General features: G+C 68.8%; 31 protein-coding genes and 1 tRNA gene. 14 read left to right on the top strand and 18 right to left on the bottom strand.

Going from position 1 to position 26,035, the window contains the following annotated elements; translation table 11 throughout:
* Window positions 1-80: 80 nt before the first annotated feature.
* Window positions 81-470 carry a cupin domain-containing protein gene (locus MUG96_RS02140; protein ID WP_246986068.1) on the top strand — a complete coding sequence of 130 codons (390 nt, stop codon included), beginning with the start codon at window positions 81-83 and terminating at the stop codon, window positions 468-470.
* A 99-nt stretch (window positions 471-569) separates the two neighbouring features.
* Entirely contained in the window at window positions 570-1,817 is a 1,248-nt protein-coding gene (locus MUG96_RS02135) for an iron-containing alcohol dehydrogenase family protein (protein ID WP_246986066.1), read from the top strand.
* Window positions 1,818-1,865: 48 nt separating this feature from the next.
* Here the strand turns inward: MUG96_RS02135 and MUG96_RS02130 are convergent, their stop codons facing one another.
* On the bottom strand, window positions 1,866-2,078 hold the full coding sequence (locus MUG96_RS02130; RefSeq protein ID WP_246986064.1) for a hypothetical protein: 213 nt from the start codon (window positions 2,076-2,078) through the stop codon (window positions 1,866-1,868).
* Window positions 2,079-2,246: 168 nt separating this feature from the next.
* Here MUG96_RS02130 and MUG96_RS02125 point away from each other — a divergent pair, with 168 nt between their 5' ends.
* The 4 genes from MUG96_RS02125 to MUG96_RS02110 all read left to right on the top strand — a co-directional run bounded on the left by MUG96_RS02125 (window position 2,247) and on the right by MUG96_RS02110 (window position 5,709).
* Entirely contained in the window at window positions 2,247-2,930 is a 684-nt protein-coding gene (locus MUG96_RS02125) for a haloacid dehalogenase type II (RefSeq protein ID WP_246986062.1), read from the top strand.
* A gap of 95 nt (window positions 2,931-3,025) precedes the next feature.
* Window positions 3,026-4,450, top strand: a complete 1,425-nt coding sequence (locus tag MUG96_RS02120; protein ID WP_246986060.1) for an FAD-dependent oxidoreductase — start codon at window positions 3,026-3,028, stop codon at window positions 4,448-4,450.
* A 77-nt stretch (window positions 4,451-4,527) separates the two neighbouring features.
* Window positions 4,528-4,941: a DUF6069 family protein gene (locus MUG96_RS02115; protein WP_246986058.1), complete on the top strand. Its 414-nt coding sequence runs from the start codon at window positions 4,528-4,530 to the stop codon at window positions 4,939-4,941.
* 114 nt (window positions 4,942-5,055) lie between these two features.
* Window positions 5,056-5,709, top strand: a complete 654-nt coding sequence (locus tag MUG96_RS02110; protein WP_246986056.1) for a lactate utilization protein — start codon at window positions 5,056-5,058, stop codon at window positions 5,707-5,709.
* A gap of 4 nt (window positions 5,710-5,713) precedes the next feature.
* On the opposite strand, the gene MUG96_RS02105 is transcribed toward MUG96_RS02110, so the two are convergent.
* From MUG96_RS02105 to MUG96_RS02080, 6 genes are all read right to left on the bottom strand, one after another.
* Window positions 5,714-6,730 carry an oxidoreductase gene (locus tag MUG96_RS02105; RefSeq protein WP_246986054.1) on the bottom strand — a complete coding sequence of 339 codons (1,017 nt, stop codon included), beginning with the start codon at window positions 6,728-6,730 and terminating at the stop codon, window positions 5,714-5,716.
* Window positions 6,731-6,803: 73 nt separating this feature from the next.
* Entirely contained in the window at window positions 6,804-7,433 is a 630-nt protein-coding gene (locus tag MUG96_RS02100; RefSeq protein ID WP_246986052.1) for a type IV pilin domain-containing protein, read from the bottom strand.
* 72 nt (window positions 7,434-7,505) lie between these two features.
* Complete coding sequence (locus MUG96_RS02095; protein WP_246986050.1) at window positions 7,506-7,829, bottom strand: CPCC family cysteine-rich protein; 324 nt, start codon at window positions 7,827-7,829, stop codon at window positions 7,506-7,508.
* Window positions 7,830-7,899: 70 nt separating this feature from the next.
* A complete protein-coding gene (locus tag MUG96_RS02090; protein WP_246986048.1) occupies window positions 7,900-8,184 on the bottom strand; it encodes a DUF6360 family protein in 285 nt (94 codons plus the stop codon).
* 347 nt (window positions 8,185-8,531) lie between these two features.
* Entirely contained in the window at window positions 8,532-10,298 is a 1,767-nt protein-coding gene (locus tag MUG96_RS02085; protein WP_246986047.1) for a nitrite/sulfite reductase, read from the bottom strand.
* Between the two features lie 83 nt (window positions 10,299-10,381).
* Entirely contained in the window at window positions 10,382-10,723 is a 342-nt protein-coding gene (locus MUG96_RS02080; protein ID WP_246986045.1) for a DUF8134 family protein, read from the bottom strand.
* A gap of 325 nt (window positions 10,724-11,048) precedes the next feature.
* Here MUG96_RS02080 and MUG96_RS02075 point away from each other — a divergent pair, with 325 nt between their 5' ends.
* From MUG96_RS02075 to MUG96_RS02055, 5 genes are all read left to right on the top strand, one after another.
* Window positions 11,049-11,204 carry a DUF8595 family protein gene (locus tag MUG96_RS02075; protein WP_246986043.1) on the top strand — a complete coding sequence of 52 codons (156 nt, stop codon included), beginning with the start codon at window positions 11,049-11,051 and terminating at the stop codon, window positions 11,202-11,204.
* 51 nt (window positions 11,205-11,255) lie between these two features.
* Window positions 11,256-11,936 carry a DUF7119 family protein gene (locus tag MUG96_RS02070; RefSeq protein WP_246986041.1) on the top strand — a complete coding sequence of 227 codons (681 nt, stop codon included), beginning with the start codon at window positions 11,256-11,258 and terminating at the stop codon, window positions 11,934-11,936.
* Between the two features lie 34 nt (window positions 11,937-11,970).
* Window positions 11,971-12,044 (top strand) — tRNA-Lys (locus MUG96_RS02065).
* A 318-nt stretch (window positions 12,045-12,362) separates the two neighbouring features.
* Window positions 12,363-12,584: a DUF6199 family natural product biosynthesis protein gene (locus MUG96_RS02060; RefSeq protein WP_246986040.1), complete on the top strand. Its 222-nt coding sequence runs from the start codon at window positions 12,363-12,365 to the stop codon at window positions 12,582-12,584.
* A 48-nt stretch (window positions 12,585-12,632) separates the two neighbouring features.
* Window positions 12,633-12,845 (top strand): DUF8123 family protein, encoded by a 213-nt coding sequence (locus tag MUG96_RS02055; protein WP_246986037.1) that lies wholly within the window; start codon window positions 12,633-12,635, stop codon window positions 12,843-12,845.
* 128 nt (window positions 12,846-12,973) lie between these two features.
* Here the strand turns inward: MUG96_RS02055 and MUG96_RS02050 are convergent, their stop codons facing one another.
* The 8 genes from MUG96_RS02050 to MUG96_RS02015 all read right to left on the bottom strand — a co-directional run bounded on the left by MUG96_RS02050 (window position 12,974) and on the right by MUG96_RS02015 (window position 19,741).
* Window positions 12,974-13,867: a DUF8231 family protein gene (locus MUG96_RS02050; protein ID WP_246986036.1), complete on the bottom strand. Its 894-nt coding sequence runs from the start codon at window positions 13,865-13,867 to the stop codon at window positions 12,974-12,976.
* A 76-nt stretch (window positions 13,868-13,943) separates the two neighbouring features.
* Window positions 13,944-14,198: a UPF0058 family protein gene (locus MUG96_RS02045; RefSeq protein ID WP_246986035.1), complete on the bottom strand. Its 255-nt coding sequence runs from the start codon at window positions 14,196-14,198 to the stop codon at window positions 13,944-13,946.
* A 75-nt stretch (window positions 14,199-14,273) separates the two neighbouring features.
* Window positions 14,274-15,560 (bottom strand): DUF7405 family protein, encoded by a 1,287-nt coding sequence (locus MUG96_RS02040; protein WP_246986034.1) that lies wholly within the window; start codon window positions 15,558-15,560, stop codon window positions 14,274-14,276.
* Window positions 15,557-16,624 carry a DUF7350 domain-containing protein gene (locus MUG96_RS02035; protein ID WP_246986033.1) on the bottom strand — a complete coding sequence of 356 codons (1,068 nt, stop codon included), beginning with the start codon at window positions 16,622-16,624 and terminating at the stop codon, window positions 15,557-15,559. Before MUG96_RS02035 ends, MUG96_RS02040 begins: the two co-directional genes overlap by 4 nt.
* A gap of 68 nt (window positions 16,625-16,692) precedes the next feature.
* Window positions 16,693-17,637, bottom strand: coding sequence for a DUF7282 domain-containing protein (locus tag MUG96_RS02030; protein ID WP_246986032.1), 945 nt, complete (start codon window positions 17,635-17,637; stop codon window positions 16,693-16,695).
* 14 nt (window positions 17,638-17,651) lie between these two features.
* Window positions 17,652-18,740, bottom strand: a complete 1,089-nt coding sequence (locus MUG96_RS02025) for a DUF7350 domain-containing protein (RefSeq protein ID WP_246986031.1) — start codon at window positions 18,738-18,740, stop codon at window positions 17,652-17,654.
* Between the two features lie 37 nt (window positions 18,741-18,777).
* Window positions 18,778-19,164, bottom strand: a complete 387-nt coding sequence (locus MUG96_RS02020; RefSeq protein ID WP_246986030.1) for an NUDIX domain-containing protein — start codon at window positions 19,162-19,164, stop codon at window positions 18,778-18,780.
* Window positions 19,165-19,201: 37 nt separating this feature from the next.
* Window positions 19,202-19,741, bottom strand: coding sequence for a DUF6789 family protein (locus tag MUG96_RS02015; RefSeq protein WP_246986028.1), 540 nt, complete (start codon window positions 19,739-19,741; stop codon window positions 19,202-19,204).
* Window positions 19,742-19,857: 116 nt separating this feature from the next.
* Here MUG96_RS02015 and coxB point away from each other — a divergent pair, with 116 nt between their 5' ends.
* The 3 genes from coxB (at window position 19,858) to MUG96_RS02000 (ending at window position 23,587) form a co-directional block, all read left to right on the top strand.
* Complete coding sequence (coxB, locus tag MUG96_RS02010) at window positions 19,858-20,643, top strand: cytochrome c oxidase subunit II (RefSeq protein ID WP_246986026.1); 786 nt, start codon at window positions 19,858-19,860, stop codon at window positions 20,641-20,643.
* Between the two features lie 119 nt (window positions 20,644-20,762).
* Window positions 20,763-23,315, top strand: a complete 2,553-nt coding sequence (locus MUG96_RS02005) for a cbb3-type cytochrome c oxidase subunit I (RefSeq protein WP_373222099.1) — start codon at window positions 20,763-20,765, stop codon at window positions 23,313-23,315.
* Window positions 23,316-23,317: 2 nt separating this feature from the next.
* On the top strand, window positions 23,318-23,587 hold the full coding sequence (locus MUG96_RS02000; RefSeq protein WP_246986022.1) for a cytochrome C oxidase subunit IV family protein: 270 nt from the start codon (window positions 23,318-23,320) through the stop codon (window positions 23,585-23,587).
* Between the two features lie 184 nt (window positions 23,588-23,771).
* On the opposite strand, the gene MUG96_RS01995 is transcribed toward MUG96_RS02000, so the two are convergent.
* Genes MUG96_RS01995 through MUG96_RS01985 form a run of 3 tightly spaced genes read right to left on the bottom strand, consistent with a single transcriptional unit; the run spans window position 23,772 to window position 25,976 of the window.
* Window positions 23,772-24,107 (bottom strand): DUF7410 domain-containing protein, encoded by a 336-nt coding sequence (locus MUG96_RS01995; protein WP_246986020.1) that lies wholly within the window; start codon window positions 24,105-24,107, stop codon window positions 23,772-23,774.
* Entirely contained in the window at window positions 24,104-25,531 is a 1,428-nt protein-coding gene (locus MUG96_RS01990) for a hypothetical protein (protein WP_373222061.1), read from the bottom strand. Before MUG96_RS01990 ends, MUG96_RS01995 begins: the two co-directional genes overlap by 4 nt.
* A 7-nt stretch (window positions 25,532-25,538) precedes the next feature.
* The gene (locus MUG96_RS01985) at window positions 25,539-25,976 is read right to left on the bottom strand and encodes a hypothetical protein (RefSeq protein WP_246986018.1); all 438 of its coding nucleotides are present in this window, start codon (window positions 25,974-25,976) and stop codon (window positions 25,539-25,541) included.
* Window positions 25,977-26,035 lie beyond the last annotated feature (59 nt).

The raw sequence follows: 26,035 nt of genomic DNA, 5'->3' as shown, positions 1-26,035 counted from the left end.
GTCCGTCGGTTCGGCGCGGGCCGAGGCGCGCCACACCCGGACGGCAAAGGCTGACGTGGCAGGGACGCCTTGGCCGTGGTATGGGCTATCACCGCATCGACCCGGCCGACCTCGAACAGTGGGACGACCGCCCCGTGGACGTGCGCTCGATCAGTACCGCCGCGGGCCTGGACTACCAGGACTCGCCGCTCGGCCTGCGCGTCTACGAGGCCGACCCCGGCGAGCAGTTCGGTCTCAGCTACCACTTCCACGACGAGCAGGTCGAGGTTTTCTACGTCCTCGACGGGCGACTCCACGTCGAGACGCCCGACGAGGAGTTCGTCGTCGAGAGAGACCAGGCGTTCGTGGTCGAGCCGGGCAATCCACAGCGGGCGTACAATCCCGCGGACGCCGACGAGCCCGTCCGGGCGCTGGCGATGGGTGCCCCCTCGGTCGACGACGCCCAGCCATACGAGCCGGACGACGGGTGACGGGCGGAGCGCGGTCGAACCGAGGAGCGCCGACGAGGGGTGGACGGGCGCGCTCGGCCCCGCGCCAGCGCTAAGTGGTCGGCGCCCGACCCCGTCTGCATGACAGGGGACCGCGACCGTTCGTTTCGCTTCGACTACGACTCACCCGTGCTGACCTGTGGCCGCGGCCGGACCGCCGACCTCGGGTCGGAGGTGGCGACGCTGGGCTGTGACCGCGCGCTCGTCGTCACCGGCCGAACCGTCGGGACGACCGACGCCGTGATGGACCCGGTCCGGGCGGGCCTGGGCGACCGCCTCGCCGACGTGTTCGCGGAGACGACGCCCGAGAAGCGGTTCTCGACGGCCGTGGACGGTCTGCGGGCGATGGAGGCCGCCGACGCGGACGCGCTGGTGGCCGTCGGCGGCGGGAGCAGTCTGGACATCGCGAAGGGAATCGCCGCACTGGCCGCGGCCGACGACGACCCCGAGACGATGGCCGCGGAGTTCGAGGCCAGCGGCCTGCTGCCGGTGGCGGGATCGACGCCGCCGCTCGTGGCCGTGCCGACGACGCTGGCCGGCGCGGACCTCTCGACGATTGCCGGCATCACCGCGACGCCCGACGAGGGGTTCGTCGAAACCGAGGTCGGCGGCGCCTGCTACGACCAGCGGCTGATGCCGGCGACGGTCGTCTTCGACGCCGACCTGTTCGCGACCACGCCCGCCGGCGTCCTCGCCGGGTCGGCACTGAACGGCTTCGACAAGGGAGTCGAGACGCTCTACGCCGCGACGGCGACGCCCGTCACCGACGCCACCGCGATGCGAGGGCTCGGAGTCATGCGCGAGGGGCTGCTCGCCTGGGCCGGCGAGGGCGGGGACGACGAGAGCGCCGACGGAAGCGGGCGCGACGAGCGCGACCCCGACGCCGCACTCGACCGCGTCGTCGAGGGGTACCTCCTCGTCCAGTACGGTATCTCCCGGCCGGACGAGATGACCGTCTCGGTCGTCCACGCCTTCGGCCACGGTCTCAGACACGCGTTCGGGATGCAACAGGGGACGGCCCACGCCGTGATGGTCCCCCACGTCCTCAAGCACATCTTCGAGGCGGTCGACGGGCGACGGGACCTGCTCGCGGCGGCGCTCGGCGTGGACGACGCCGACGACCCGGCGGCGGCCGTCGTCGACGCGGTGGCCGAGGTCCGCGACGCGCTCGGCCTCCCCGCGCGGCTCCGTGACGTCGAGGGAACCGACCGCGACGCGCTCCCCGAGGTTGCGACGGCAGTCGTCGAGGACAGTTTCATGGCGAACGGGCCGCCGGGCTACGATCCGGACACGGACGCGATAGAACGGGTCCTCGACGCGGCCTGGTGAGCGGCAGCGAGGCGAGAGAGAAAGTGAGAGAGAGAGTGGCCGGGCAGGTCAGAACGGGGTCTTCCGGTCCGACCCGGAGAGGTGGCTCCGCCAGGAGCGACAGAACTCGCTCGTGGCGTCGGTCTCGTCGTCCGATTCGTCGTCCGTCGGCTCGTCGGCCGCGGCCGCCTCGATGCCGGCGTTCCCGCCGGCGACCAGGTGGTCCGGCAGGAACGCCGTCGTCGGTACGGCCTCGGTATCACGCGACTTGGGGTCAGTCATGAGTGCTACTGCGACGGTAGCGCGACACCCACATAAACACGGACCAGTCTTTTCATCGCCTGAAGCGGGGTTTATATAGGCTCTTTCACGGGCTGAAAAGACCGTCCGTCCAGGGAGGTCGCGAGCGGGGCAAGCGTTTAGGTGGCTGTCGGTCGTGGTCAGGGGACGATGCCTTTCGATCCGGACCGCGTGACGACCGTCACCTTCGACTCGTACAGTACGCTGGTGGACGTGGACGCGGCCGAGAAAGCGCTCGCGGACCGCGTCGACGACCCCGAACCGGTGTCGCGGTTGTGGCGGTCGCGGTCGCTGGCCTACACGTTCGTCGCCAACGCCATCGACGCCTACCAGCCGTTCTACGAGATGAACCGCGACGCGCTCCAGTACGCGCTCGACGCCCACGGCGTCGACGTCTCGACCGAGGAACGCGACGAGATACTGGCTGTCTACCACGAACTCGACGTGTTCGACGACGTGCGTGACGGCATCGAGCGACTCCGCGAGGGCGGCTACGACTGCTACGTCGTCTCAAACGGCAACCCAGCGATGCTCGATTCGATGGTCGACCACGCCGACATCGGCGACATCATCGAGGACACGATCAGCGCCGACGAGGTGGAGACGTTCAAGCCCGACGCCGAAATCTATCGGCACGCCGCCGCCCGGACGGGGACGCCCATCGACGAGATCGTCCACGTCACCGCCGGGTGGTTCGACGTCGTCGGCGCCCAGCACGCCGGGATGCAGGCCGCGTGGGTCGACCGGAAGGCGAGTCCGTGGGAACCGTTCGGTCCCGAACCCGACCTCACCGTCGAGACCTTCTACGACCTCGCCGAGGAACTCGGGGTGTGAGGCGGGCGGGCCGACGGTTCGCTCGGCCCCCCGCTCCCGCGGGGTTACCCCCGACTCAGGTGAGACCTTTAGGACTGGGCGACGACGTGGGAGCCATGCCCGACCCGTTCGTCGTCGTCGGCGGTGACGCGGCCGGCCTGAGCGCCGCGAGCAAGTGCAAACGCGAGGCCCCCGACCGCGAGGTCGTCGTCTTCGAGAAGGGGCAGTGGGTCTCCTACGCCCACTGCGGGGAACCGTACTTCGTCAAAGGCGAGGTGGACAAGCTGGAGGACCTGCTCTCGCTGACGCCCGAGGATATCGCGGAGCGGGACATCGACCTGCACCGCGGCCACGAGGTCGTCGCCGTCGACACCGATGCCGAGACGGTGACCGTCGAGGGGGACGACGAGCGCTACGAGCAGCCGTACGGCGACCTCCTGCTGGCGACCGGCGCCCGCGCGCTGACCGATCCGATCGAGGGGAGCGACCGCGACGGCGCATTCGCGATCCACGGCCTCGACGCGGCGGCCGCGGCGCGGGCGTACCTGCTCGACCCCGCCGAGGACGCGCTCGCGGACGTGGGTGGCGAAGCGTTCGTCGACGCCGAACGGGTCGAACGGTACGGCGCGATGGAGCCCCCGGAAACGGTCGCCATCGTCGGCGGCGGCTACGTCGGCGTCGAGATGGCCGAAGCCCTCACCGCCCACGACCTCGACGTCCACCTCTTCCAGCGTTCCGAACACGTCCTCACGCCCTTCGGCGAGGCCGTCGCCGGGGTCGTCGAAGACCACCTCCGCGAGCAGGGCGTGGCGCTCCACCTGAACACCGAGGTCGCCCGCCTCCGGGGCGCGGACGGGCGGGTCGCCGCCCTGGAGTGCACTGACGGCACGGAACTGGAGATCGACATGGCCGTCGTCGGCGTGGGCGTCGAGCCGAACACGAACCTGGTCGAGGGAACCGACATCGATACCGGCGAGAGCGGCGCGATCTCGACCGACGACCGCGGACGAACGTCGACCGAGGGCGTCTACGCCGCCGGCGACTGCGCGGAGGATCGCCACACCGTCACCGGCGAACCGGCGTGGGTCCCGCTGGGACTGACCGCGAACCGCGCGGGCCGGGCCATCGGCGCGACCGTCGCGGGCGACCCGACGCCGACCGGCGATATCGCGGGCACCGCCGTCGTCAAGGCCTTCGAACAGGAGTGTGGCCGCGCGGGACTGCTCCCCGAGGCGGCCGCCGAGGCGGGGTTCGACCCCGTCAGCGAGACGATCACGGCGGGGTCGCGCTCGGGCTACTACCCCGGCGCGGCCGAGACGACGGTCACGCTCGTCGCCGACCGCGAGAGCGAGCGCCTGCTCGGGGGCACCATCGTCGGCACCGACCGCGCGGCCGTCCGCATCGACATCCTCGCCACCGCGCTGGAAGGGGACATGACCGTCGGCGAACTGGAGCGGACCGACCTGGCGTACGCGCCGCCGTTCAGCCCCGTCTGGGACCCGGTGCTGGTCGCGGCGAAGGTCCTGCACGGCCGACTCTGAACCGCGAGACCGTCGCGACGCCGCGAGGCCGCCGGCGCGACCACTTATTTACGCCGCCGTATCGAACCGAATCGACGATGGCCGTCCAGTCACTCGACGCACGAACGCTCGTCCGCCAGGGGATGCTCTCGCTCGCGGTCGCCCTCGCCGCGAACGCCGCGCTGGTGTTCGTCAGCGGGGTCGCCGGGATCGCGCCCGACCTCGACCCGCTGAACTACGGCCCGGTCGTCCTGTTCACGTCGGTCGGCGTGATCGGCGCGACGGTCGTCTACGCCGCGCTCGATCGGCTCAGCGACAGCCCGGACCGGACGTTCGCGATCGTCGCGGTCGCCGTCGCCCTCGTGTCGTTGATTCCAGACGTCGTTTTCGTCCCTCAGTTGCCCGGCGCGACGACGCTCGGCGCGGTCGTCCTCGGCGTCATGCACCTGACGACGGCCGCCGCCTGCATCGTCTTCCTGACCGACCTGCCGGGGCGGCGGGCCGCGGGCTGAGTGAGTCCCCGGTCGCCGGCGCGCGCCGATTCGGCCGGTAACACCGGTGTCACCCGCTAACACCGGCGTCCGAGAGCGCTTATGCCCCCGACGGTCGTACCCACTATCCACACGATGTCACAGAAGTCCGAGTACGCCGACGACACCGAGATCGACGCGACGCTGGACGAACTCCCCGACGAGGAGACCATCGCGGAGACGGTCGAGAACCTCGAAGCGAACGGGTTCGAGGTCGTCGTCGTCGACTCCGCCGAGGAGGCGCTGGCGACGCTCAAAGACCACGTGCCGGCGGGTGCGTCGGTGATGAACGGCCACTCGACGACCCTGGAGGAGATCGGCTTCGACGAGTACCTGACCGAGGGCGACCACGAGTGGGAGGCACTGCCCAACGAGATCTGGGGTATCGACGACGACGCCGAGCGCCAGGCCGCCCGCCGCGAGGCCCAGACCGCCGACCACTTCCTCGGGAGCGTCAACGCCATCGCGAAGACCGGCGAACTCGTCGCCGCCGACCGCTCGGGCAGTCGGATCGGCGCCTACCCCTTCGCCGCCGCGAACGTCACCATCGTCAGCGGCGTCAACAAGATCGTCGACGACCTCGACGCCGCCCTCGACCGCCTCGAATCCGTCGCCTACCCGCTCGAAAACGAGCGCGCGAAGGAGGCCTACGGCGTCGAGAGCGCCATCGCCAAACAGCTGATCTTCCGGCAGGAACTGGAGGAAGGTCGAACGACGGTCGTCCTCGTCCGGGACAAACTGGGCTACTGAGCGGCTACTTCTCGGCCGGTTCGGCCCGCGGCGCGTCGAGGTCGTACTCGACGCCGGTCAGCTCTTCCGAGATGCCCCAGAGCCGCGCGGCGGCGTCGAGGTCGCGGGCGCGGTCGCTCGGCGTCGCCTCCGTCGGGTAGCCCCGCATGTCCATGAACCCGCCGGGGCCGACGTACTCGCCGCCCTCGATCCCATCGGCGGTCGCCGCGTAAAGCATCGGCAGCGCGCCCTGTTCGGGGTCCTGTGCGAAGACCGCGTTCGCGATTTTCATCATGTAGAGCCGGAGCGTCGACCCCGATTGCTCGGGGCCGCGGCGCTGGAGGTTCGTGTCCGCGTAGCCCGGGTGACAGCCGACGCTCGTCACGTCGTCGATCCCCGCGGCGTCGAGGCGGCGGTCCAGCTCGAAGGCGAAGAGGAGGTTCGCGAGTTTACTCTGGGCGTAGGCGTCCCACTTGTCGTACTGTTCCTCCCCCTGCAGATCCCCGCCCGCGGCTTCTCCGCTCGCGGTACCCGTGGCGCGGGGCGCCACGCTCGCAAAGTCGATCTCGCCACGCTCGTGGAGGCCGCTGGACTGGGTGACGACGCGGCTCTCGCCGTTCGCCTCCCGCAGACGGTTCAGCAGGTGGCCGGTCAGCGCGAAGTGCCCGAGGTGGTTGACGCCGAACTGCGTCTCGAAGCCATCGGTGGTCTCCCGATAGGGAATCGCCATCACGCCCGCGTTGTTACAGAGTGCATCGAGAGCGTCGTAGTCGGCCCCGAAGTCCGCGGCGAACGCCGCGACGGAGTCGAGATCGGCGAGGTCGAGTCGGCGCACGTCGAGGTCGGCGTCGGGCACGTCCGCGCGGATGTCGTCGGCGGCGTCCGCGCCGCGTTGCTCGCTCCGACAGGCCATGACCACCGTCGCGCCCGCCCGGGCGAAGGCCGCCGTCGCCCAGTAGCCCAGCCCGCTGTTCGCCCCCGTCACGACCACCGTTCGACCGGACTGGTCGGGCATCCGGTCGACCGTCCACTTGCCAGCCATTGGCGTTCGTGACGCGGTACGAACACAAAAACGCCCGGTCCGTCGTACGAGGTGAGGGGCCGGGAGCAGCCCGTCAGGGTGCGTACTCCGGGGCGACGGTCGACTCCGTGATTATCGCGCTCGTCTCCTCGCCACGCCAGACGACCACGACGCGGTCGCCGGGCTGGATCACGTCGGCGGCTTTCGTGGCGTTGCGCTCCTGAACGACGAGGCGCTGCCCGGCTCGAACCTCCGCCTCCCACTCGAGGACGACACCGGGGTCGGACCCGTCGGCGTCACCCGGGGGGCCACCGACCGTGTCGGCGGGGGACAGCCGCCCGGGTTTGTTCAGGTCGTTGAACTCGTCGTCGTCGACTTCGACGATCAGTCCGCGGACTTCGTTCGTATCGCTGTTGCTCTCGCTGTCGCTCGTGTCGTTGTAGACCGGCACGCCGTCGATTCTGATCTCCAGTCGTGACCGGTCGAGCGTGTCGCCGGCCCGGTGGACGAACGTCAGGGAGTCGTTGCGCGGGACGCCGTCACCGAAGTTGTCCTCCTGAATCGCGATACTCGCACTCGGTGCGACCTCGGTCACCGACTCGCCGAACCCGAACGCGACGACGGCGACGGTCGCGGCGACGATTACCAGCACTGCAACGAGAAGGAGAATCCCGACGAGCGACGCGAAGGCGTTCTCGTCGGTCCACGGACGCCGGAGGCGCATCGAATCACGTTTCGGAGGGCATACCTGTCAATCACACGGTCCAGTCACCGGCCGCGGCACGGTACGAGGTGACTACGCCTCGGCGTCGTACGGCCAGTTGGGGTCCCGCTCCTCGTCGTCGGCGGGGTCGCGGGTGTCCGGCACGGCCTCAGGCGCGCAAGCGCCGTGTTCCGTGAAGTTCTCGCGGGCCGTCGCCAGCGAGACGTGGTTCGTATCACCGACGTAGTCGTCGTTGTGGAACTGCACCGGGTCGTCCATCCAGTCACAGACCGGACAGACTTCGTAGGAGCCGGGCTGATCGGCCGAGAGCGTCCGGTAGCCACAGCACGGACAGAAACCGAGTTCGCGCGAGGCCGGATTCCCGTCGAGGTCCATTAGCGTGACATCTGTTCTCATCGACCATAGTTGTGCCGTCGGGGCGGGCGGTGGCGGTCTGCACCGCCCGCGCGGTCATCCGACTGGGTAGTCACTCCGACTGTGCGTTCTCGACTTTCTCGGCGTATTCTTCGAGTTCGGCGGCGAGTTCGCGGGCTTCGGCGGCCGAGAGCGTGACGTGGTCGGCGTGGGGTTTCACGTCCGACAGCTGGGTGTTGTCGAGTTCCAGCTGGAGGTCGACGTGGTCAGGGTCCTGCCGGGGCGCGGTGACGTTCAGGACGGCCATCGCTTCCTCCTCGAAGCCGTGGCCCTCGACGCGGCCGTCGAGCAGGTCGAAGGTGGTGTACGCGTTGACGGTCAGGATGCGGTCTGCCATATTCGGGGTACGCCCGAGATGGACTTGAAAGACTCGTCCCGGCCGAAGGCCGATCCCCTCCCAATCGGAGGTGTTTTGTAGCGACGGCGGAGAGAGGAAGAGGACGGCACGGTCGGCCAGTTACCTTTCAGCGCGCGTGCTCTGCACGTGTGTCATTACCGGCCGACCTACCCCGTCTACTCGAATACTCGCGAGCGGTTGCTATGGCGTAGAGCATCCGCGGCGCTTTGCGCCGCGGTTCACTGTGCGCGAGGTCGAAGACCGAGCGCGCAGCCTTTTTCGCCCACGTTTTTGCCGCGAGTGGTTCGCGCGAAGCCCGAACCCGAGCGGGAAAAAGGTGGGTGCCGTTAGTCGTCGGAGGTGATCGGCTGGCCGGCACCGTCGGTCGGCGCGGGCGAGGCGTCCATCGAGTCGTCGTCCTCGGCGTAGGGGTACCACGTGGTCTTCGTGTTGTGCATGTAGGGGTCCTCGTAATCGGTCTCCTCCGGTTCGACCAGTTCCGCGAGGGTCTCCTCGTCGCGGGCCTCCACGAAGTCACGGAAGGTCTCGCCGTCCTCGCGCAGGTCCTTGAAGTTCTCGACGAGGTTGCTGATGGCGCCGGGCACCTCGTCGGCGGGGACGCGCATCTCGACCCAGTCGGCGAAGCGCGGGTCCTCGCCGAGGCCGCCGCCGAGGCCGATGTCCAGCGCCTCGACGGGTTCGCCGTCCTTGCGCGTCTTCATCCCGCGCAGGGACACGTCAGCGATCTGTGGCTGGGCACACGAGGCGGTACAGCCCGAGAGGTGGATGTGGAAGTCCTCGTGGTCCGCGGGGAGCTCGACGTTCGACTCCAGCCAGCGGGCGTAGCGGACCTGCCGGTTTTTCGTCTCGACGATGGAGAGCGAACAGAACTCGGTGCCGGTACAGGCGATGGAGCCGCGCTTGAACGGGGTCGGGTCGGGCGAGTACTCCTCGAGCAGCGGCTCGTCGAGGAAGGCGTCGAGGTTCTCCTCGGGGACGTCCGTGACGATGATGTTCTGTCGCTGGGTCAGGCGGACCTCGCCGGAGCCGTACTCGTCGGCGAGGTCGGCCAGTTCCAGCACGTCGTCGGCGCCCTGTCGGCCGACGAGGACGTTCAGGCCGACGTAGTACTTCCCGTCGGGCTGTTCGTGGACGCCGACGTGGTCGTCGTGACCGACCTGGCCGCCGGAGTTGTACGTGTACTGGTCGCGCATGTCCTCGCCCGCGGTGGGGAGCTCGAAGTCGACGAACTCCTCCTGGAGGACGCGGCGGAGCTTCTCGGGGCCCCACTCGTCGACGAGGAACTTGATGCGGGCGTTGAAGCGGTCGTCGCGGTCGCCGTACTCGCGGAACAGCGCGGAGAGGCCGCCGGCCACGTCGGGGACTTTCTCCTCGGGGACCCACACGTCGATGTCGCGGGCGAGGCGGGCCTCCTTGCGGGAGAGGCCGCCGCCGACGCGGACGTTGAACCCGAGTTCGCCGTCCTTCTCGGCGGGCTCGAAGGCGAGGTCGTTGATGTCGCCCTGCCCACAGCCCTCGTCACAGCCGGTGACGGAGACCTTCCACTTCCGGGGGAGGTTGGCGTGGTCGTCGTCGCCCTTGAACGTCTCGTGGAGGTTCTCGGCGACGGGCCAGGCGTCGATGTGTTCGTGCTTGTCCTTGCCGGCGACGGGACAGCCGACGATGTTCCGCCAGGAGTCGCCACAGGCCTGCTGGGTAGAGAGACCGACAGATTCGAGCTTCTCGAAGATTTCGGGGATGTCCTCGAGTTTGATCCAGTGGAGCTGGATGGACTGGCGGGTGGTCCAGTCACAGTACGCGGCGCCGAACTCGGGGTTGTCGGCGGGGCCGGTCGCGTACTCCTTCGCGACCTCGCCGATGACCCGGAGCTGGCCCGGCTCGATGACGCCGTTGGGCGTCCCGATACGCATCATGAAGTAGCTCTCCTGCCCGGACCGCTGGTGGTACAGGCCCCACCACTTGAACCGCTCGAACCACGCGTCGTGTTCGTCTTCAGGGATGGAATCCCACCCTTCCTCGGCGAACTCCAGAAGGTGCTCACGGATCTCGTTCCCGTACACCTCGGATTTCCAGTTCTCGACTTTGCTCGGCATATCCACTCCCTAGTCACGCACCCATATACGCACACGTACCCCGACAAACCTCCCCACCTCTTCGGGATACCAGAGATTGTTGCCTACTCTCCGGGCGAGGCGAGCCGGGTCCGTTTCCGCGGTACGTGGACGCTCTCGGGGACGACACCGTAGAACTCGCCCGTCTCGGGGTCGATGACGCGGCCGACGGCGAGCCAGTCGGTGACGCCGCTCGTCCCACACTGGATACACTGGCCGGCGAAGCGGGCCTCGATGTCGGGGTGGTCGACGCCCACTTCGACGACACCCTCGACCAGGAGGTCGGCCATCTCGCAGGCACAGAAGTCGTGCCGGGCGAGCAGCCAGAGGTCACTGACGTTGACTTCCCGGGAGTCGTTGACGCTGATCCAGGCGCCGTCGTCGAGCTGGTGCACGTCAGTGGGCATTCGAGCGAGCTATGGGGCCCCGACACCTGAGTCGTTCGTCCCGGACAAAACTCGCCGGTGCCGACCGGAGACGGCCACGGAACGTCGGTTCAAGGCGCGTACAGCACACTCCCGGAGACGAACAGGTCCGTCAGAGATAGGGGGCATGTGTTGCCGGTACGCGGGAGTACGGGTATGGTTTACGGGGGGACGTGGCCTTATACGGGGTGGACTCTTACGAGGGAGTGATGAGACACAGCGACGGTGTGACGGCGGGCGCGCGTCAGCACGCCCCGGCAGACGCCGCGCCGGAGCTGTACGAACTCGACCAGGAGTCGAGCAATCGATGACAGAGCAAGAACACAAACAGGAGACCGACGCGCAGCGCGACGACGAACAGGACGTTTCGACGGACCACCTCGACGACATGGAAGACGGGTGTGGCTGTGCCGAGGTGTGGGAGCACATGTCGGAGCGGCGCGAGGACGCTGCCGACGACTGAGGGCCCCACGGACGGAGAGCCTTTTAGGGAGTCACTTCCTATCAGGTACTGATGACCGACGAGTCAGAGCGGTCGCCACCGACCGACCGGGAGTCGCCGGTGGGGCGACCGGTCATCCGCGGCGATCCATCCCTCACTGGGGACCACGCCGAGCGTGCGGTGTCGTTCGATCCCGACGACCCGGAGAGCCTGGAGCGTGCGGCGGAGACGGTCAGACGCTTCTCGGAGAACACAGCCGGCGCAGAGGACAACGTCTACATGCTCCGCGGGGCCGCGGCCTGTGCGGCGCTGGTCCGCGGCGAGGGGTCGTACAAGGCCGCCGCCGAGCGCGCCGGCGGGGAGGCCACGGTCGCGTTCATCCGGAAATGGTCACGAGTCCACGACCTCCCGCGGGCGATCCGGCGCCACGTCGCCATGGGCGCGATTGCCCCCACCGCCGCAAAGCACATCGCCCGCGTCGGCGGCGAGGCGCGCCTGCTGCTCGCCTTCGCCGCTCTCGATCACGACATGACCGTCCGGACCGTCCGCACGGTCGCCAGCGCGATCAACGACGACACCGACGTCGCCGACGCGCTCGCCGCGGAGGGCATCGCGCTGGGCGAGCTCACGCTCGGTCTCCCTCGCGGCGTCTACTGTCGGCTCCGACGACAGGCCACGCTGGAGGGGGTCGCGCCCGGCGAACTCGTCGCCGAAGCCCTCGACGACCACCTCGACGAGCGTCACGGATCGTAACTGTTTACCTCCCGACTCCCGGAGATTTCCCCGTGGGCCGGTAGCTCAGTCAGGCAGAGCGTCTGGCTTTTAACCAGACGGTCGGGGGTTCAATTCCCTCCCGGCCCGCTTTTCCTGCGAACGACAGTGAGCGGCGAAAAGCGTCGCCGGAGGGAATTGAAGCGGGGAGCGGGAGGTGAACGAACGGAGTGAGTGAACGGGAGCGACCGGGGTTCAATTCCCTCCCGGCCCGTACAGTGAACCGACGAGCAACGCGAGTCGGTGAGTGAACCGGCAGGAAGGGATTGAACCCGGGGAGGCGCAACCGTGAGCGAAGCGAGCGGTCCGTCTCCACTCGGTTCAATTCCCTCTCGGCCCGTTTCCGTGAAGCGTACCGAGCGACGGGGAGGGCCCAAGATTCATTCGGACGGAGTTATCAGAACCACTGTGGAGATCGGGCGCATCCTCGTCGGGCTCGTGGTCGCGGCGCTCGGGTTGTACCCGACGTTAGCGCCGTACAACGCCGCCCGGCTGGGGGAGCGGTTGGACGCGATCGGGAGCCGGCGGAGTTGGGTGACCATCGAGCCGACGACGTGGAACGTCCGGCTCACGCGAATCGCGGGCGTGCTGACGGTCGTGTTCGGCCTCGTCGTGGCGGTGGGGCCGTAATCAGTTCGAACCGGTCGTTTTACTATCGAGAATCGAGAGGCGTGCAGTATGAACATGGACATATCGGATCGACGGGAGCTACTCGGTCTCGTCGTCGGTGTCTTCCTGGTGCTGGTCGGCCTGGGGACGGTCGTCGGTCAGCCCTGGGCACGGGTGTCGAACGTGGGCGTGGCGGGCGTACAGATACTCGGCGCGCTGGTCGCCATCGGGATCGGCGTCCTGCTGGTCCTGCTCAGCCGCGACGACGAACTTCCCTTCTGAGTCCGAGCCGATTCGGGCCGTCCCGGAGTCCCCCGCCAGCGACGGACGAGACCAGCGACTGGACGCGGTGACGGTACAGAACGGCGAATGACAGCACGAAAAAGACGGGCGACTGCTCTGTGGGGTTCTCAGTCCTTGACCGGCATGTAGGCGGCGCCGAGCAGGATCACGGCGGCGGTCAGGCTGATGAGCGTGATGCCCCAGAGGCCGTTTTTCCGCTCGCTGAAGTAGTCCTGGCGGTCGAGGGTGTTGCGGTAGCTGGCGAACGCGTCGGAGCGCTCGGTCTCCTGCCCGGAGGCGTAGACCGGCGCGAGCTGGGCGGTGCTGTTGTCCGGGAAGTGGACGAAGTAGGTCTGGCCCTGGATGGTCACGTTGCCGCCCTCGGAGAGTTCGGCGGTGTTGTCGGAAGCCTCGGTCCAGGCGACGGTCGCCGCGGAGGCCGTGATCGAGACGACTTCGGCGTCCTCGTTGCCCTCGTACGGGAACGTGTCGCCGAGTGCGATGGTCTCGGTTTCGGGCTCGGGGAGGTAGTCGGCCAGCGGTTCGCGGAGCGTCTCGTTTTCGGCCCAGACGACCCACTGCTCGCCCTGGTAGTTGGCCGTCTCGTTTTCGACCGCGGGGTCGTTCAGGAGGACCCGCGTGGCGTTGACCTGCTCGTGGAGCGTGAACTCGGTGATTTCGCTCGCGTTCTCGATGCCGACCTGCCAGGTACGGTCCTGATAGGAGACGTTCGAGCCGTTCTCGATGTCGGCGGTCGAGCGAGCCGACTCGTTGGTCCAGGTCAGTTCACCGACGATGGATGCGCCGCCACCGCCGCCGTGACCGCCGCCGCCACCGGACTCCTCTTCGATGGTGGAGATCGTGTACTCCTGTCCGTCCACAGTGAAGGAACTGTTCGCCCCGCCCTCGATCGGCGCGTCGATGGACACGTGGGGCGCCTGCACCATCCCGATGTAGGTGTACGCCCCGACACCGATGACGAGGAAGAAGACGAAGTAAATCGCCGCGGCTCGTCGTTGCATACTCGGAGCGATGGTAGCGCAGGTTTTAATCGTTACCTTTCGGCTTCGACCGTGCGGCCGACGGAGAGAACGGCTCTCAGGGAGACACCGGCTGTGGCTGCTCGTCGCTGCCGTCCTCGTCGGCCTCGGGACCGACGGCCGTCGTCAGGTCCCTAGCGAGTGCCATCACCGCCGCCTCGTGATCACCTTTCTGTGCGTACGCGGCGACCGGCGACACCGTCACCGACTCGTACGCGTCCACGTCCGCCGGCGAGACTCCACCCCGCTCTTCGAGGTCCCGTTTGACCGTCGCGAGCAACTGGTGGAGATACAGGAGTTCGTCCTTCCGCATTGTAACCGATGTAGGGGCTGGAGCCACCTAAACGGCGCGGCAGAGACGGTACCACAGCACACGACGCGCTCGACGTCACGCGGTCGGTCGAGGGGTCGGGAGCGCGCGGTGGCGGCGGGGCGGCACGAGGAAGTTCCCGCGGTGTTCCGTGAAGATGTACTCCAGGATGCCGTTGTTGACCCGCTGGCGGATGGCGGGGTTGTCGGTGAGGTCCTGCCCGTTCATGGCCCGCCGGACCTCCTCGAAGGCGGTGATGCCCCGCTGGAGCGACGGGAAGTGGAGACTGGCGATGTCGTCGTCGGTCGACTCGAAATGGCGGCGGAGGAGGCGGACGTTCCCCGCGTCGTCACGGTTGGCGCGGGCGGCCTTCTGTGCGTGGCCGACGCGCCCGAACTCGCTCGCGTGGTCGGTGAGATCGTCGAGGAACTCCTCGATTCCGCTGTCGGCACCGAGGTTCGCGCCGATGCCGTCGACGAGATCCGCCTCGGCGTGGCCGGGGCTGAACATCTCCATCACGCGCTGCTCGAAGGTCTGCTCGTCGTACCAGTCGCGCAGTCGCTGGCGGATGTTCGAGACGTGTTTCGTCGTCCCGCCGGCGAACGGCCCCGAGTCGAGGGTCACGTACTCTTCGGTCGCCTGGTTCCCGCGGAAGCCCGCTTTGAACCCCATGAACAGCGGCGACGCCTCGGGCACCGGGTTCGAGTCCGGGATGCCCGCCACGTCCTGACGGTCCGCGGGCATCCCGGCCCCGACGAAGCCCGTCCGGCGGGAGTCGACGGTCATCGCGTCCGTCAGCGTCGCCTCGACCGCGACGCCGTTTGCCTCGCTCCGCTCGCCAGTGACGGCCTCCTCCGCTTCGAGTACCACGTCCGCGCGGTCGCTCGCGAGGTGGAGCAGGGCGTCCTGCGTGTCGAGCGTCGGCTCCTCGAACGAGGAGAGCGCACGCGGCCCCGGCAGGTCGATGTCGGCGGGGAGTCGCGTGTCGTACCGCTCGAAGTAGGCCGGCGAGTACGCGATGGAGTGGAGCAGGCCCTCGTTGTTTCGCTCGTAGGCGCGGTCGAGCGTCCGCAGGGCGCCCGCGACGGTCTCGCGCTGATCCTCGCCGGGCGGACCCTGCCCGTCCAGAGTCAGATAGAGGAGGACCTGGTGGCGCGGGAGTTCGGTGTTGCCGTGTTCGTCCGTGCGCACGCGCTCGTTCCAGGCGTGCTGGCGGTCCGGGAGCGTCGAGAGGTCGTCCGGCCCGGTCGGGACGGGGTTCCCGGCCCGCGGCGCGCGGCCGAGACAGGCCGACAGCGCGCCCGCGCCGCCCGTGGCGACGGCGGCCTTCAGGAACGCCCGGCGAGGCAGGTCCGGGTCGATCACAGCGTCACCTCCATCGGGTCCATCTCGAGGAAGGCGGTCTCGTAGCCCTCGTGGCGGGCGACCTGTGGCGGCGTTCCGACGGTCAGCTCCAGGGTGTCACCCGACGCCACCCCAGTCCCGTCGAGCGCCGTCCCGTAGTGGTAGTAGAGGTCCGGGTCGAGCGTCCGCGTCAGTTCCCCCTCGTGGCGCGTCTCGCCGTCCCGCGACACCGTCGCCGACAGCGACATCGCGGGGACGATCATCCGGTTGTAGGGGGTGCGTGCGGAGACGGCGAGGTAGGGGCCGGCGGCGTCGACGCCGGCCGGCGGCTCCTCCAGCACCGTGACGACGAAGTTCGCGTCCCCGCTGGTCGCCGTCCCGCGAACGTCGCCCGGGAGGTCGGCCTCTGCGGGCGCGGTGGAGTTCGGGAGCATCTCCATCTCCATGGGTTCGAGCGCGCCCCGCTCGCCGGCGTTGTCGAGGCGCTCGAAGGAGATGTCCTGGAGGCGGTCCTGCGAGAACTCGAAATCGAGCGAGACAGTGCCGGGGTCGGTGAACTTCCCCCGGAAGTCGCCCGTCGTGCGGACGCCGTCGCCGGGGATGGCGCCGACGCTCACGTCGGCGGTGTAGGTCCCGTCGCCGTCCCCCTGGACGTTGCTCCCGTAGTGAAAGCCCATCGGCTGGGAGAGCATGGGGTAGATGACCTCCTCGGAGACGAGCGAGCCGTCCGCGTTCAGTTCGATGGAGAGGCCCGTCTCGGGTAGCACCAGCCCCGTGTCGGGGTCCCAGACGGTCGCCATGAGGTGCATGGCGTGCTCGCCGGTCAGTTCGTGTTTCGTCGTCTCGGCGCCCACCACCTCCCAGAACCGGTGGGGGTAGCTGTACATGGCGGCGACCCGGTAGTCGCCGGTCGTCCCCGTGCCGACCATCGTCATCCCCTCGACGTGGCTGGGGTAGTACACCGCGTCGGGGCGGTTCTCGGGGAGCGGCGGCGAGCGGACCGACTGCTGTTCGGTCTGGAGACAGCCCGCGGCCGCGGTGCCGGCGAGGGCCAGGCCGGCACGGAGGACGGAGCGGCGCTTCATATCGTGGTCGTAGGCCGCGGGCGTAAAAGCGCGTTCTGGTTCGATCCTCGAATCGGTACCTTCCCGTGCTACACCCCCGCACGCCGGGCCACGAGGAGTGCTCCCGCGAGGGCCGCGACGGCGGCACCGAGGAGGCCAACACCGGGACCGGTCGCGGTCGTGATCCCCTCGTCGGTCGGTCCTGCGGCCGTCACGGTCGGGGACCGGGGCGGCTGGTCGGTCGTCCCCGTCTCGGTCGACCCCGCGACGGTGGGCGTGGGAGTGTTGACCCGGATCGGGTCGTCGCCGGTCACCGACAGCGAGAGCGTGCTCGCGACCGGGTCGGCGCCGACCCGGACGACCGGGTCGGCGTCGGGGTCGAACTCGCCGTCCCCGTCGTCGCGGTGGACGGCGACCGTCGCCGAGCGGTTCCCGACGCCAGAATCGACCGGGACGGCGAGGTCGGCGTACTCGCCGGCGTCGAGCGTCCGGTGGCCGAGCGACGACCCGGACGCGTCGGTGCCGTCGTGGACGACGACGTGGCCGCGCTCGGCGAGCGCGACGCGGTCGACCGAGAGCGTCCCGTCGGCGGCGACCGTCCCGTTCCCGCTCGGGACGAGATAGACCGGGGCCGGCCCCTTCCGGACGGTGACGGGGCCGCCCGCGGGCTGGCCGAGCCACTCCAGGACCGGGTCGGCCTCGTGGTCGAACTCGCCGTCCCCGTCGTCGCCGTAGAGCCTGATCCGGAGGGTGGTGTTGCCCGCGACCGACTGCCAGTAATCGCTGTCGACGCCGACGCGGACGCCGCTGTGGGGGCCGACGCCGAGCGGCCGGTGACCGAGGACTCGCCCCTCGCCCTCGGCGGGGTCGGTCGTGACTACGAGGTAGCCGGGTTCCGAGAGGAAGACCTGGTCGACGACGACGGAGCCGTTGGCCGAGACCTGCGGGCTGGCGCTCGCGTGGTTGCCGTGGGCGACGGCGACGCCGGCGAACGCGACCGCCGCGGCCGCGAGGAGGGCAACGAGGAGTGGCACACGTCGGGACATGGTTACAGCGTGAGCGTCGCCGGCGGCATGGTCAGGAAGGCGGTCTCGTAGCCCTCGTGGCGGGCGACCTGCGGCGGCGTCTCGACGGTCAGTTCGAGGCGGTCACCCGACGCCACCCCGGTCCCGTTCAGTGCCGTCCCGTAGTGGTAGTGCAGGTCCGGGTCGAGCGTCCGCGTCAGTTCCCCCTCGTGGCGCGTCTCGCCGTCCCGCGACACCGTCGCCGACAGCGACATCGCCGGCAGGACGAGCCGATTGTACGGGGTGCGTGCGGAGACGGCGAGGTAGGGGCCGGCGGCGTCGACGCCGGCCGGCGGCTCCTCCAGCACCGTGACGACGAAGTTCGCGTCCCCGCTGGTCGCCGTCCCGCGAACGTCGCCCGGGAGTTCTGATTCCGTGGGCGCGCGGCCGATGGGGAAGTCGGTGTCCATCGGCGCGACGGCGCCGGGGTCGCCGGCCTGGTCCACCTCTCGGGTGTCGATCTCGCGGCGGAGCGCGTCGTCGAGCGTGACGTCGATCTCGGCGGTCGCGGGGTCGCCGAAGCGGCCCCGAAACGCGCCGGTGCGGCGGATGCTCGTGCCACCGACCGAGACCGCCGTCGTGTAGGTCCCGTCGCCGTCGAGGCCGAAGTTCCCGCCGTAGTGGACGCCCATCCGCTGGGAGAGCATGGGGTAGATGACTTCCTCGGAGACGAGGGTCCCGTCCCGAGTGATCTCGACGGAGAGACCCGTCTCGGGCAGGACGACTCCCGTTTCGGGGTCCCAGACGGCGGCCATCAGGTGGAGCGTGTCGGCGTCTTCCCGGGGGACGACCGAGCGGTCGTCGCCGGTGACCGTCCAGAACCGGTGGGGGACGGTCGCGTGGAGGGCGACCGCGTACTCGCCGGCCGTCGTCCGGCCGGGAGTGGTCATTCCCTCGACGAACGACTGGACGTAGACGCCCCCGTCGTCGGACCCGGCGTCCGAGTCGGTAGCCGTCGCGGTCGCCGTTCGCGTGGAGCGGGCGGTGGTCGTCGTGCTGTCGTCGGGCGTCGAACAGCCGGCAGCCAGGGCGGCAGCGGCGACGCCGAGGCGGAGGAACCGGCGCCTGTGCATACCCGGCTCTGGGACCGGGAGGCGAATAGGCGTTCCGCTAGAGGGCGTCGGCGACGATGCGCGCGTGGTCGAATCCGAGGGGCGGCAGGTCGTCGGGCGGGAACGTGTCGACGCGGGCGGCCTCCGCGCGTGCCGTCGGCTCGCCCGCGCCGGTCGGGACACACAGGTACGCGGCGCTGACGTTCCCCCGCTCGTCGCGGTCGGGCGCGTCGTAGAGGCCGACGAACGCGACCGGACGGACCGACAGCCCGACTTCCTCTCGGACCTCGCGGGCGCACGCCTCGCGTGCGCGTTCGTCCCGTTCCACCATCCCGCCCGGCAGTACCCACGCGCCCTCGTGTGGTGGATGATTTCGTTCCAGCAGGACGACCTCGCCGTCGACGACGACCACGCCGTCGGTCGCGAGCGCTCGGCGTTCGTCCATACCGAGGGTGGGCCCCGCGGCGGCTAAACGATGGCGCTCAGACCAGCGTGTCCGGCCGGTCCGAGAGGTAGTCGAAGACGGCCCCGAGCGTGAAGCCGTACGCGAAGTGGGCGATGAGCGTCAACACGGCGTACAGCGCCAGCGAGAACGTGTCACCGGGGACGCCCTCGACGAACGCGAGCACGAACCCCGTCCAGAGGACGAACCCGAAGGGCAGCCCCTGGAGCGCGAACGTGTCGCCGGGGAGGTACCGCCCGATGGAGGCAAAGAGGAGCGGCCAGGTGATCATCCCGCCGGCGAGGAAGATCAGGTAGCCGATGGCAAGTGCGTTCCCCGGGAACAGGACCGCGATCCCCGACAGGTCCGCGAGGATCGCGAACGCCTGGAACTCGAAGACGCCGAGCGCCGCGGCGATGAACAGCCCGACCGACATCGCCGCCGTCCCGACCATCCCGCCGACCATCCCGATCAGCCCGTCCGTGACGATCCCGGCGAAGGTGTCGAAGTCCGGCTCCGCACCCTCGATCTCGGTGACCTCCGGCTCCAGTTCCTCGGCCTGAGTGTCATTCTCTGCCATGGCTTGCCCTAACACGCCCCGGAAGTAAAACTTGCCCCACGTGTTCGGGTGGTGGTTCATCCGGGGCCGGGTAACATATAAGTACCATGATTCACGACAACAACCAACATACTCCGATGACACTGATAGGTGGCGTCTGGGCGGTACCGTTGCAACTGGATCAGTTGCTCCCGGGCGGGACACGGGTGGACGTGTTCAGGGAAATCTACTGGGCGTTCCTGCTCGTCGGGACGCTGGTCGGGGTCGTGGTCATCAGCTACATGCTGTACAACGCGTACAAGTACCGCGACGCCGGCTGGGAGGGCGAGGACGACGTCGACCGGCCGACGCTCGGGGAACTCCCGGAGGGTGGGGGCAAAGGCAAGAAACTGTTCCTCTCGTTCGCGTTGAGCGCGATCATCGTCATCTCGCTCATCGTCTGGACCTACGCGATGTTGCTGTACGTCGAAGCCGGCGACGGCAGCGACGTGGAGGCACAGGCGACCGGGAACGCGAGTGACGCCGACGCGGCCGGTGACGACGCCCTGATGGTTCACGTCGAGGGATACCAGTTCGGCTGGGAGTTCACCTACCCCAACGGGTACAACAGCACGACGCTGCGGATACCCGAGGACAGGCGGATACAGTTGAACGTCACCTCCCGGGACGTGATCCACAACTTCGGCATCCCCGCCTTCCGGGCGAAAAGCGACGCCATCCCGGGGCAACACACCTACACCTGGTTCGTGGCGAACGAGTCGGGTACCTACCAGGCACAGTGTTACGAACTCTGTGGCGCCGGCCACTCCTACATGGTGGCCGACGTGGAGGTCATGCCACAGGACGAGTACCGCGAGTGGTACAGCAACGTGTCCGCGAACATGACGAGCGGTAACAACACGCAAGCGAGGGTCGAGCCATGACCGACGAGGACACCGACACGGCGGCGGATAGGGACGCAACCACCGACAGCGGAGCGGACGCCGCGACCGACGGGGGACATCCCGAGGAGGGGGCCAGCGGCCACCCCGACGGCGGAACGGTGAGCGACGCGAGCGGGTCCTCGTCGGACCGGCGGTCCGACGGTGGAACGGTGACCGGTGACGTGCCGGGACTCGAATCGGGCCACGGCCACGCCTTCCCCGCGAAAGACGAACTGAAACGCTGGTTCGTCACGACGAACCACAAGGACATCGGCGTCCTCTACATCGTCACCTCACTGTTTTTCTTCATCTTCGGCGGCGTCCTCGCCCTGCTGATGCGCCTGCAACTGTGGACCTCGACGGCCCCCGGCGAGGGGCTGTTGAGCGCGACGGCCTACAACCAGGCCGTCTCCGCTCACGGCCTGCTGATGGTCTTTTTCTTCATCTCGCCGTTCGCCTTCGGCATCGCCAACTACCTCGTGCCCCTCCAACTGGGCGCGAAGGACCTCGCCTTCCCGCGACTCAACGCGCTGAGCTACTGGCTCTATCTCTTCTCCGGACTGCTCTTTGGCGCCTCGTTCTTCCAGGAAGCGACCTTCTCCGGCGGCTGGACGCTCTATGCCCCGCTGAACATTCCGGCCTACACCCCCGAGATCGGCGCGACCACCGCGATACTGGCGCTGGCGCTGTTCGTCGTCTCCGTCACCGTCTCCGGGGTGAACTTCATCACCACCATGCATCGTATGCGCGCGGAGGGGCTGACCCTCCGGCGCATGCCCATCTTCTCCTGGACCATCCTCCTGACGGTGTGGATGATGCTGTTCGCCTTCGCCGCACTGCTGGCCGCGCTGATGATCCTCACCGCCGACCGCCTGCTCGGGACCACCTACTTCATGACCGAGGTCGGCGGCTCGCTTCTGTGGACCCACCTGTTCTGGTTCTTCGGCCATCCCGAGGTCTACATCGTCTTCTTCCCCGCGCTCGGGGTGATGGCCGAGTGCTTCCAGACGTTCACCGGCCACCGGCTCGTCGGCCGCAAGTGGTTCATCATCGCCATGGTGCTCGTCGCGCTCCAGAGCTTCGTCGTCTGGATGCACCACATGTTCCTGACGGCCATCAACCTCGAGATCAAGACGCTGTTCATGGCGACGACCATCGGCATCTCCCTGCCGTTCGACCTGATGGTCTTCTCGCTCATCTACACGATGATCAAAGGGCGCATCAAGTTCACCACGCCCTTCCTGTTTAGCTTCGGCGCCCTCCTGCTGTTCATCATCGGCGGCATCACCGGCGTCTTCCTCGGCGCGGTCGTGCTCGACTACGAGTTCCGGGGCACCTACTGGGTCGTCGCCCACTTCCACTACGTGATGGTCGGGGGCGCCACCGCCCTCTTCGGGGGCCTCTACTACTGGTTCCCGAAGATGACCGGGAAGATGTACGACGAGTTCCTCGGGAAACTCCACTTCGCGCTCTACTTCATCGGCTTCAATCTCCTCTACTTCCCGATGTTCATGGCCTGGCAGACCCCGCGGCGCGTCTTCCAGTACGACCCCGTGTTCACGACGTGGCACCAACTGGCTACCGTCGGCGCGTTCGTCCTCGGCTTCTCGTTTCTCGTCATGTTCTACAACCTGTTCAAGAGCCTCACTGCCGGCGAGGAGGCCGACGACAACCCCTGGGAGTTCGGCAGCACCGCCGAGTGGGCCATGGGGTCGCCGCCGCCGCTGGAGAACTTCGACGGCGTCGTCAGCTACGCCTCCGGGAAACTGGAGTTCCTCGACCCCTCACCCGCCGGCACGGGCGAAAGTAGCGGGGCGGGCGCGACCGACGGGGGCACCGCGAGCGACGGCGGCGTCGCCACGGCCGCCGACGCCCACGCGGAGGAACACGCCGAGAGTCACGCTTCCTGGTGGCCGTTCCTCATGTCGCTTGCATCTTTCGTCCTCCTGCTCGGGGTCTCGGGGATCACGACCGGCTCGATGCTGTACGTCAGCCTGACCGTCGTCGGCGGTATCGCGTTCGGCGGCACCCTGCTCGGACTCACGCGCGAGAAGTTCGCCGGTCCCGCGGGGCCGTTCGGCGAGAGCTGGCCCTTCGCCGGCGTCTCGAACATGAAACTCGGCATCTGGGTGTTCCTCGCCTCCGACGTGGTGCTCTTTGGCGCGTTCATCGGCTCCCACGTCTTCCTGCGGGTCGCCCAGGGCTGGCAGAGCTGGCACCACATGATCCCCGAGGCCCACGTCGTCCTGCCGGGGCTGATCAACACCTACCTCCTGCTGACGAGTAGTTTCGCCGTCGTCCTCGCGATGGTCTTCTCCAAACGCGAGAACACGAAGGGGGTCGTCGCGAGCCTCGCGACCACCTACCTGCTCGGCATCGGCTTCCTCATCAACAAGGGCATCGAGTGGCAGCACCTGTTCCACATCCACTCGGAGGCGTTCCCCAACGGCTGGGGCCTCTCGACGAACGTCGCGTCCTCGACGTTCTACCTCACCACTGGCCTGCACGGCCTCCACGTCACGATTGGCCTCATCATCGTCACCTACATGATAATCCGGGCCGCGTACGGCGCCTACGACGGCAACGACACGCCCATCGAGTACTTCGGGCTGTACTGGCACTTCGTCGACATCGTCTGGCTGTTCCTGTTCCCCCTCTTCTACATCCTGTAACCATGGCAAGGCTCAAACTCTACACCGCGATGTACGTGGCACTGTTCGTCCTCGCGACCGTCCAGGCCGGGGTCGAATCGATGGGGCTGCTCGACAGCGCCTACTGGCTCGCCTTCGGCCTCATCGCCGTCCTCTCGGTCGTGAAGGCGCTGGCCGTCGCCGGCTACTACCAGCACCTCCGCTGGGAGCCCCGGTCGCTGTCCTATCTGATGGCTATCGGCACCCTCGCCGCGCTCGCGCTCACGATGGCGGCGAGCTACTCCATACTCTAACCACTTTTTCCTCCCTCGGGTGTCCTCGGTCGCCTGCGGCGACCTGCGGGCACCGCTCGGTCAGAAAAACTTGGGGAAAAACTCCCTCCGCGCTCCCGCTGGTCGCGCGGAGTGAACCGCGGCGCGAAGCGCCGCGGATGCCCACCGCCACGGCCCCGTACCCGCACCGCGACCGCCACAGCCCTCACTGCGCCAGCACGATCATGTAGAGGATGACGAGCGCGGCGTAGACCGCCACGAGCGCGCCGATCATCATGAGGTGATAGACGAACAGGTCGTCCCCCTCGTCGTCGCGAGCCGCCTCGTACGACTCGCGCTCCTCGGCCGTGATGTCGTCGTGGCTCGCGCCGACGTGGAGGTCCCGGAGCCGGCGCTCGGTGAACGGCCGCTCGCAGTACGGGCAGGTCGCCGTAGGGGTCTCCCCCTCGGGGACCCTGGTCTCGGGACGAACGCGGTCGCTCGGGTCGTCCGTGGCGCGGTCGGTGGCTGTCGCGTCGGGTGCGGGCGGTGTGTCCGTCATAGTCCTGGTGGTGTCGTGAACGGCTGGGAGACGATCCACATACTGACGGCGGTGTACGCGATCATCACGAGGACGAAGGGGTACTGGCTCCGCAGGGGCTGGAGCCGGCCGGTGAAGAGCTCGAAGGAGAGGGCGTGGGCGACCCAGACCGCGACGAGGTGGCCGACGACGACGAACGCGAGCTGGAGCGCGCCGAACCACCCCGGCAGGACCGCGACGGGGACGGTCACGGGCGCGGCGAACGGCTGGCCGACGACGGCCAGAAACGAGGGGGCGAGCGAGAGGAAGTACCCGAGGAAGTGCGCGAGGTGGTAGCCGGCGGCGATGGGTAACAGGGCGGGCGCGAACCAGCCCCCGACGTAGTCGGCGGTGACGTAGGAGTCGGCAGTCCGGCGCGCCCAGCGCGCGACGAGGCGGTACGCCCCGAGAAAGAGCCCGAACCCAGCGAGCAGGGCGAGGAGGTAGACCGGCAGGCCGGGGACGCCGGCGGCGAGCAGGGGGTCGAGCAGGCGCGCCCACGCGTCGGTGGTCACGAGCCCGTCGAAGGTCGTCGCCCACAGGAGCGCGACGACGAAGGCCGTCCCCGAGGCCGTCTCCGAGGCACGCTGGGCCGAGATCGCGCCGCCGGGCGGGCGGAGTTCGAGGCCGTCGGCCGTCCGCTGGACCGGGGCGAGTCGGCCGTAGTACCGGAAGACTGCCGCGATGGGGTCCACGTTGTCGAACCAGTCGTCGGCGCCGACGAGGGCGGCGCCGGCGAGCGTCGCGACCGAGTAGGCGACGACGACGACGGCGAGGAGGGTCGGGTCCTGTGCGACCGGCGTGACCACCTCGACGAAGACGAGTCCGAGCAGGCCGGCGACGGCGGGCCAGGCACCCGGTCGGTCGGGGTAGGCCCGCCGCGGCGCGGGCAGTGCGGCCGCGAGCGTCCGCCAGGGGTTCACGAGAGGCCAGGTGTTCGCCACGAGGTAGGTCGTCATCGTGTACCCGGCCCACCAGCCCGCCCAGACGAACAGGACGGCGGCGTTCGCGGCCCCCGTCTGTGGGCCGGCGATGCCGACGACGACGATACCGACGAGCGCGAGGACGCCGACCGCGCGTGCGACGACGACGGTCGCACGGCGGAGGGCCCCGGCCGACGGAACGACCGCTCGCCAGCCCGTGAGTCCGCGGATCGTCGCGTGGTCGGTGACGAAGCTCGTCAGGAGAAAGGAGACGCCGATGATCGCCGCACCCGTCAGCGTGACGAGCCAGGAGGGGATCGGCGCGCTCCGGTAGGTCCCGCTCAGCGAACCGGCGTGGGCGGCGGCCGGGCGGGCGAGGAGGACGCTCGCGGCGGCGGCAAGCGCGACGTGGCGACTCGACGGCCCGTTCACGGGTGCGCGGAAGAGCGGCGACGGGGTCGGTCGCTCGCGCGAGCGGGGCACGCGGGGGTCAGACCACGCCGACCAGTCGCAGGACGACGAGGGCGACGACGGCCATCCCGACCGTCCAGGCGGTGACCGCCAGCGCGGCCGGGCGGTGCAGGCCCTTGTACCGCGAGGAGTGGTACACGCCCCAGAAGAGGTACGCGAGGACGATGGTCCCGAGCAGGGCCGCGAGGACGAGGCCCGCACCGCCCGGAATCGGCACCGACGCGCCGCTCACGTAGAACACGGCGCCGCCGAGCGCGACGCCGACGAGCGCGAGGAACGCGACGATCCAGACCGTCTCGTTCGAGGCGGCCCGCCCCAGCAGGGACCCCTCCGTCCCCTGCTCCGTCCCGCTGTCGGGCGCGTAGCCACGCGTGCGCCACCGTGCCGTCAGGATCACGATGGCGACCACCAGTATCCCCAGTACGACCGAACCCGCGAGCTGTGTGACCTGTGCCATCCACGCTCACCGTGTGAATCGTGCGCAAGGTTCACGGTATCGGTACTTAATCTTTTCCG

Source organism: Halorientalis marina, from assembly GCF_023028345.1.
Classification (GTDB): domain Archaea; phylum Halobacteriota; class Halobacteria; order Halobacteriales; family Haloarculaceae; genus Halorientalis; species Halorientalis marina.
The sequence above is the reverse complement of the archived record's forward strand: the minus strand, read 5'-3'. Positions and strand labels throughout refer to the sequence as shown.

Excerpts from the sequence above, each read along its gene's own strand:
- MUG96_RS02140 (WP_246986068.1), top strand. The coding sequence starts at position 81 with ATGGGCTATCACCGCATCGACCCGGCCGACCTCGAACAGTGGGACGAC.
- MUG96_RS02135 (WP_246986066.1), top strand. The coding sequence starts at position 570 with ATGACAGGGGACCGCGACCGTTCGTTTCGCTTCGACTACGACTCACCC.
- MUG96_RS02130 (WP_246986064.1), bottom strand. The coding sequence starts at position 2,078 with ATGACTGACCCCAAGTCGCGTGATACCGAGGCCGTACCGACGACGGCG.
- MUG96_RS02125 (WP_246986062.1), top strand. The coding sequence starts at position 2,247 with ATGCCTTTCGATCCGGACCGCGTGACGACCGTCACCTTCGACTCGTAC.
- MUG96_RS02120 (WP_246986060.1), top strand. The coding sequence starts at position 3,026 with ATGCCCGACCCGTTCGTCGTCGTCGGCGGTGACGCGGCCGGCCTGAGC.
- MUG96_RS02115 (WP_246986058.1), top strand. The coding sequence starts at position 4,528 with ATGGCCGTCCAGTCACTCGACGCACGAACGCTCGTCCGCCAGGGGATG.
- MUG96_RS02110 (WP_246986056.1), top strand. The coding sequence starts at position 5,056 with ATGTCACAGAAGTCCGAGTACGCCGACGACACCGAGATCGACGCGACG.
- MUG96_RS02105 (WP_246986054.1), bottom strand. The coding sequence starts at position 6,730 with ATGGCTGGCAAGTGGACGGTCGACCGGATGCCCGACCAGTCCGGTCGA.
- MUG96_RS02100 (WP_246986052.1), bottom strand. The coding sequence starts at position 7,433 with ATGCGCCTCCGGCGTCCGTGGACCGACGAGAACGCCTTCGCGTCGCTC.
- MUG96_RS02095 (WP_246986050.1), bottom strand. The coding sequence starts at position 7,829 with ATGAGAACAGATGTCACGCTAATGGACCTCGACGGGAATCCGGCCTCG.
- MUG96_RS02090 (WP_246986048.1), bottom strand. The coding sequence starts at position 8,184 with ATGGCAGACCGCATCCTGACCGTCAACGCGTACACCACCTTCGACCTG.
- MUG96_RS02085 (WP_246986047.1), bottom strand. The coding sequence starts at position 10,298 with ATGCCGAGCAAAGTCGAGAACTGGAAATCCGAGGTGTACGGGAACGAG.
- MUG96_RS02080 (WP_246986045.1), bottom strand. The coding sequence starts at position 10,723 with ATGCCCACTGACGTGCACCAGCTCGACGACGGCGCCTGGATCAGCGTC.
- MUG96_RS02075 (WP_246986043.1), top strand. The coding sequence starts at position 11,049 with ATGACAGAGCAAGAACACAAACAGGAGACCGACGCGCAGCGCGACGAC.
- MUG96_RS02070 (WP_246986041.1), top strand. The coding sequence starts at position 11,256 with ATGACCGACGAGTCAGAGCGGTCGCCACCGACCGACCGGGAGTCGCCG.
- MUG96_RS02055 (WP_246986037.1), top strand. The coding sequence starts at position 12,633 with ATGAACATGGACATATCGGATCGACGGGAGCTACTCGGTCTCGTCGTC.
- MUG96_RS02050 (WP_246986036.1), bottom strand. The coding sequence starts at position 13,867 with ATGCAACGACGAGCCGCGGCGATTTACTTCGTCTTCTTCCTCGTCATC.
- MUG96_RS02045 (WP_246986035.1), bottom strand. The coding sequence starts at position 14,198 with ATGCGGAAGGACGAACTCCTGTATCTCCACCAGTTGCTCGCGACGGTC.
- MUG96_RS02035 (WP_246986033.1), bottom strand. The coding sequence starts at position 16,624 with ATGAAGCGCCGCTCCGTCCTCCGTGCCGGCCTGGCCCTCGCCGGCACC.
- MUG96_RS02025 (WP_246986031.1), bottom strand. The coding sequence starts at position 18,740 with ATGCACAGGCGCCGGTTCCTCCGCCTCGGCGTCGCCGCTGCCGCCCTG.
- MUG96_RS02020 (WP_246986030.1), bottom strand. The coding sequence starts at position 19,164 with ATGGACGAACGCCGAGCGCTCGCGACCGACGGCGTGGTCGTCGTCGAC.
- MUG96_RS02015 (WP_246986028.1), bottom strand. The coding sequence starts at position 19,741 with ATGGCAGAGAATGACACTCAGGCCGAGGAACTGGAGCCGGAGGTCACC.
- coxB (WP_246986026.1), top strand. The coding sequence starts at position 19,858 with ATGACACTGATAGGTGGCGTCTGGGCGGTACCGTTGCAACTGGATCAG.
- MUG96_RS02000 (WP_246986022.1), top strand. The coding sequence starts at position 23,318 with ATGGCAAGGCTCAAACTCTACACCGCGATGTACGTGGCACTGTTCGTC.
- MUG96_RS01995 (WP_246986020.1), bottom strand. The coding sequence starts at position 24,107 with ATGACGGACACACCGCCCGCACCCGACGCGACAGCCACCGACCGCGCC.
- MUG96_RS01985 (WP_246986018.1), bottom strand. The coding sequence starts at position 25,976 with ATGGCACAGGTCACACAGCTCGCGGGTTCGGTCGTACTGGGGATACTG.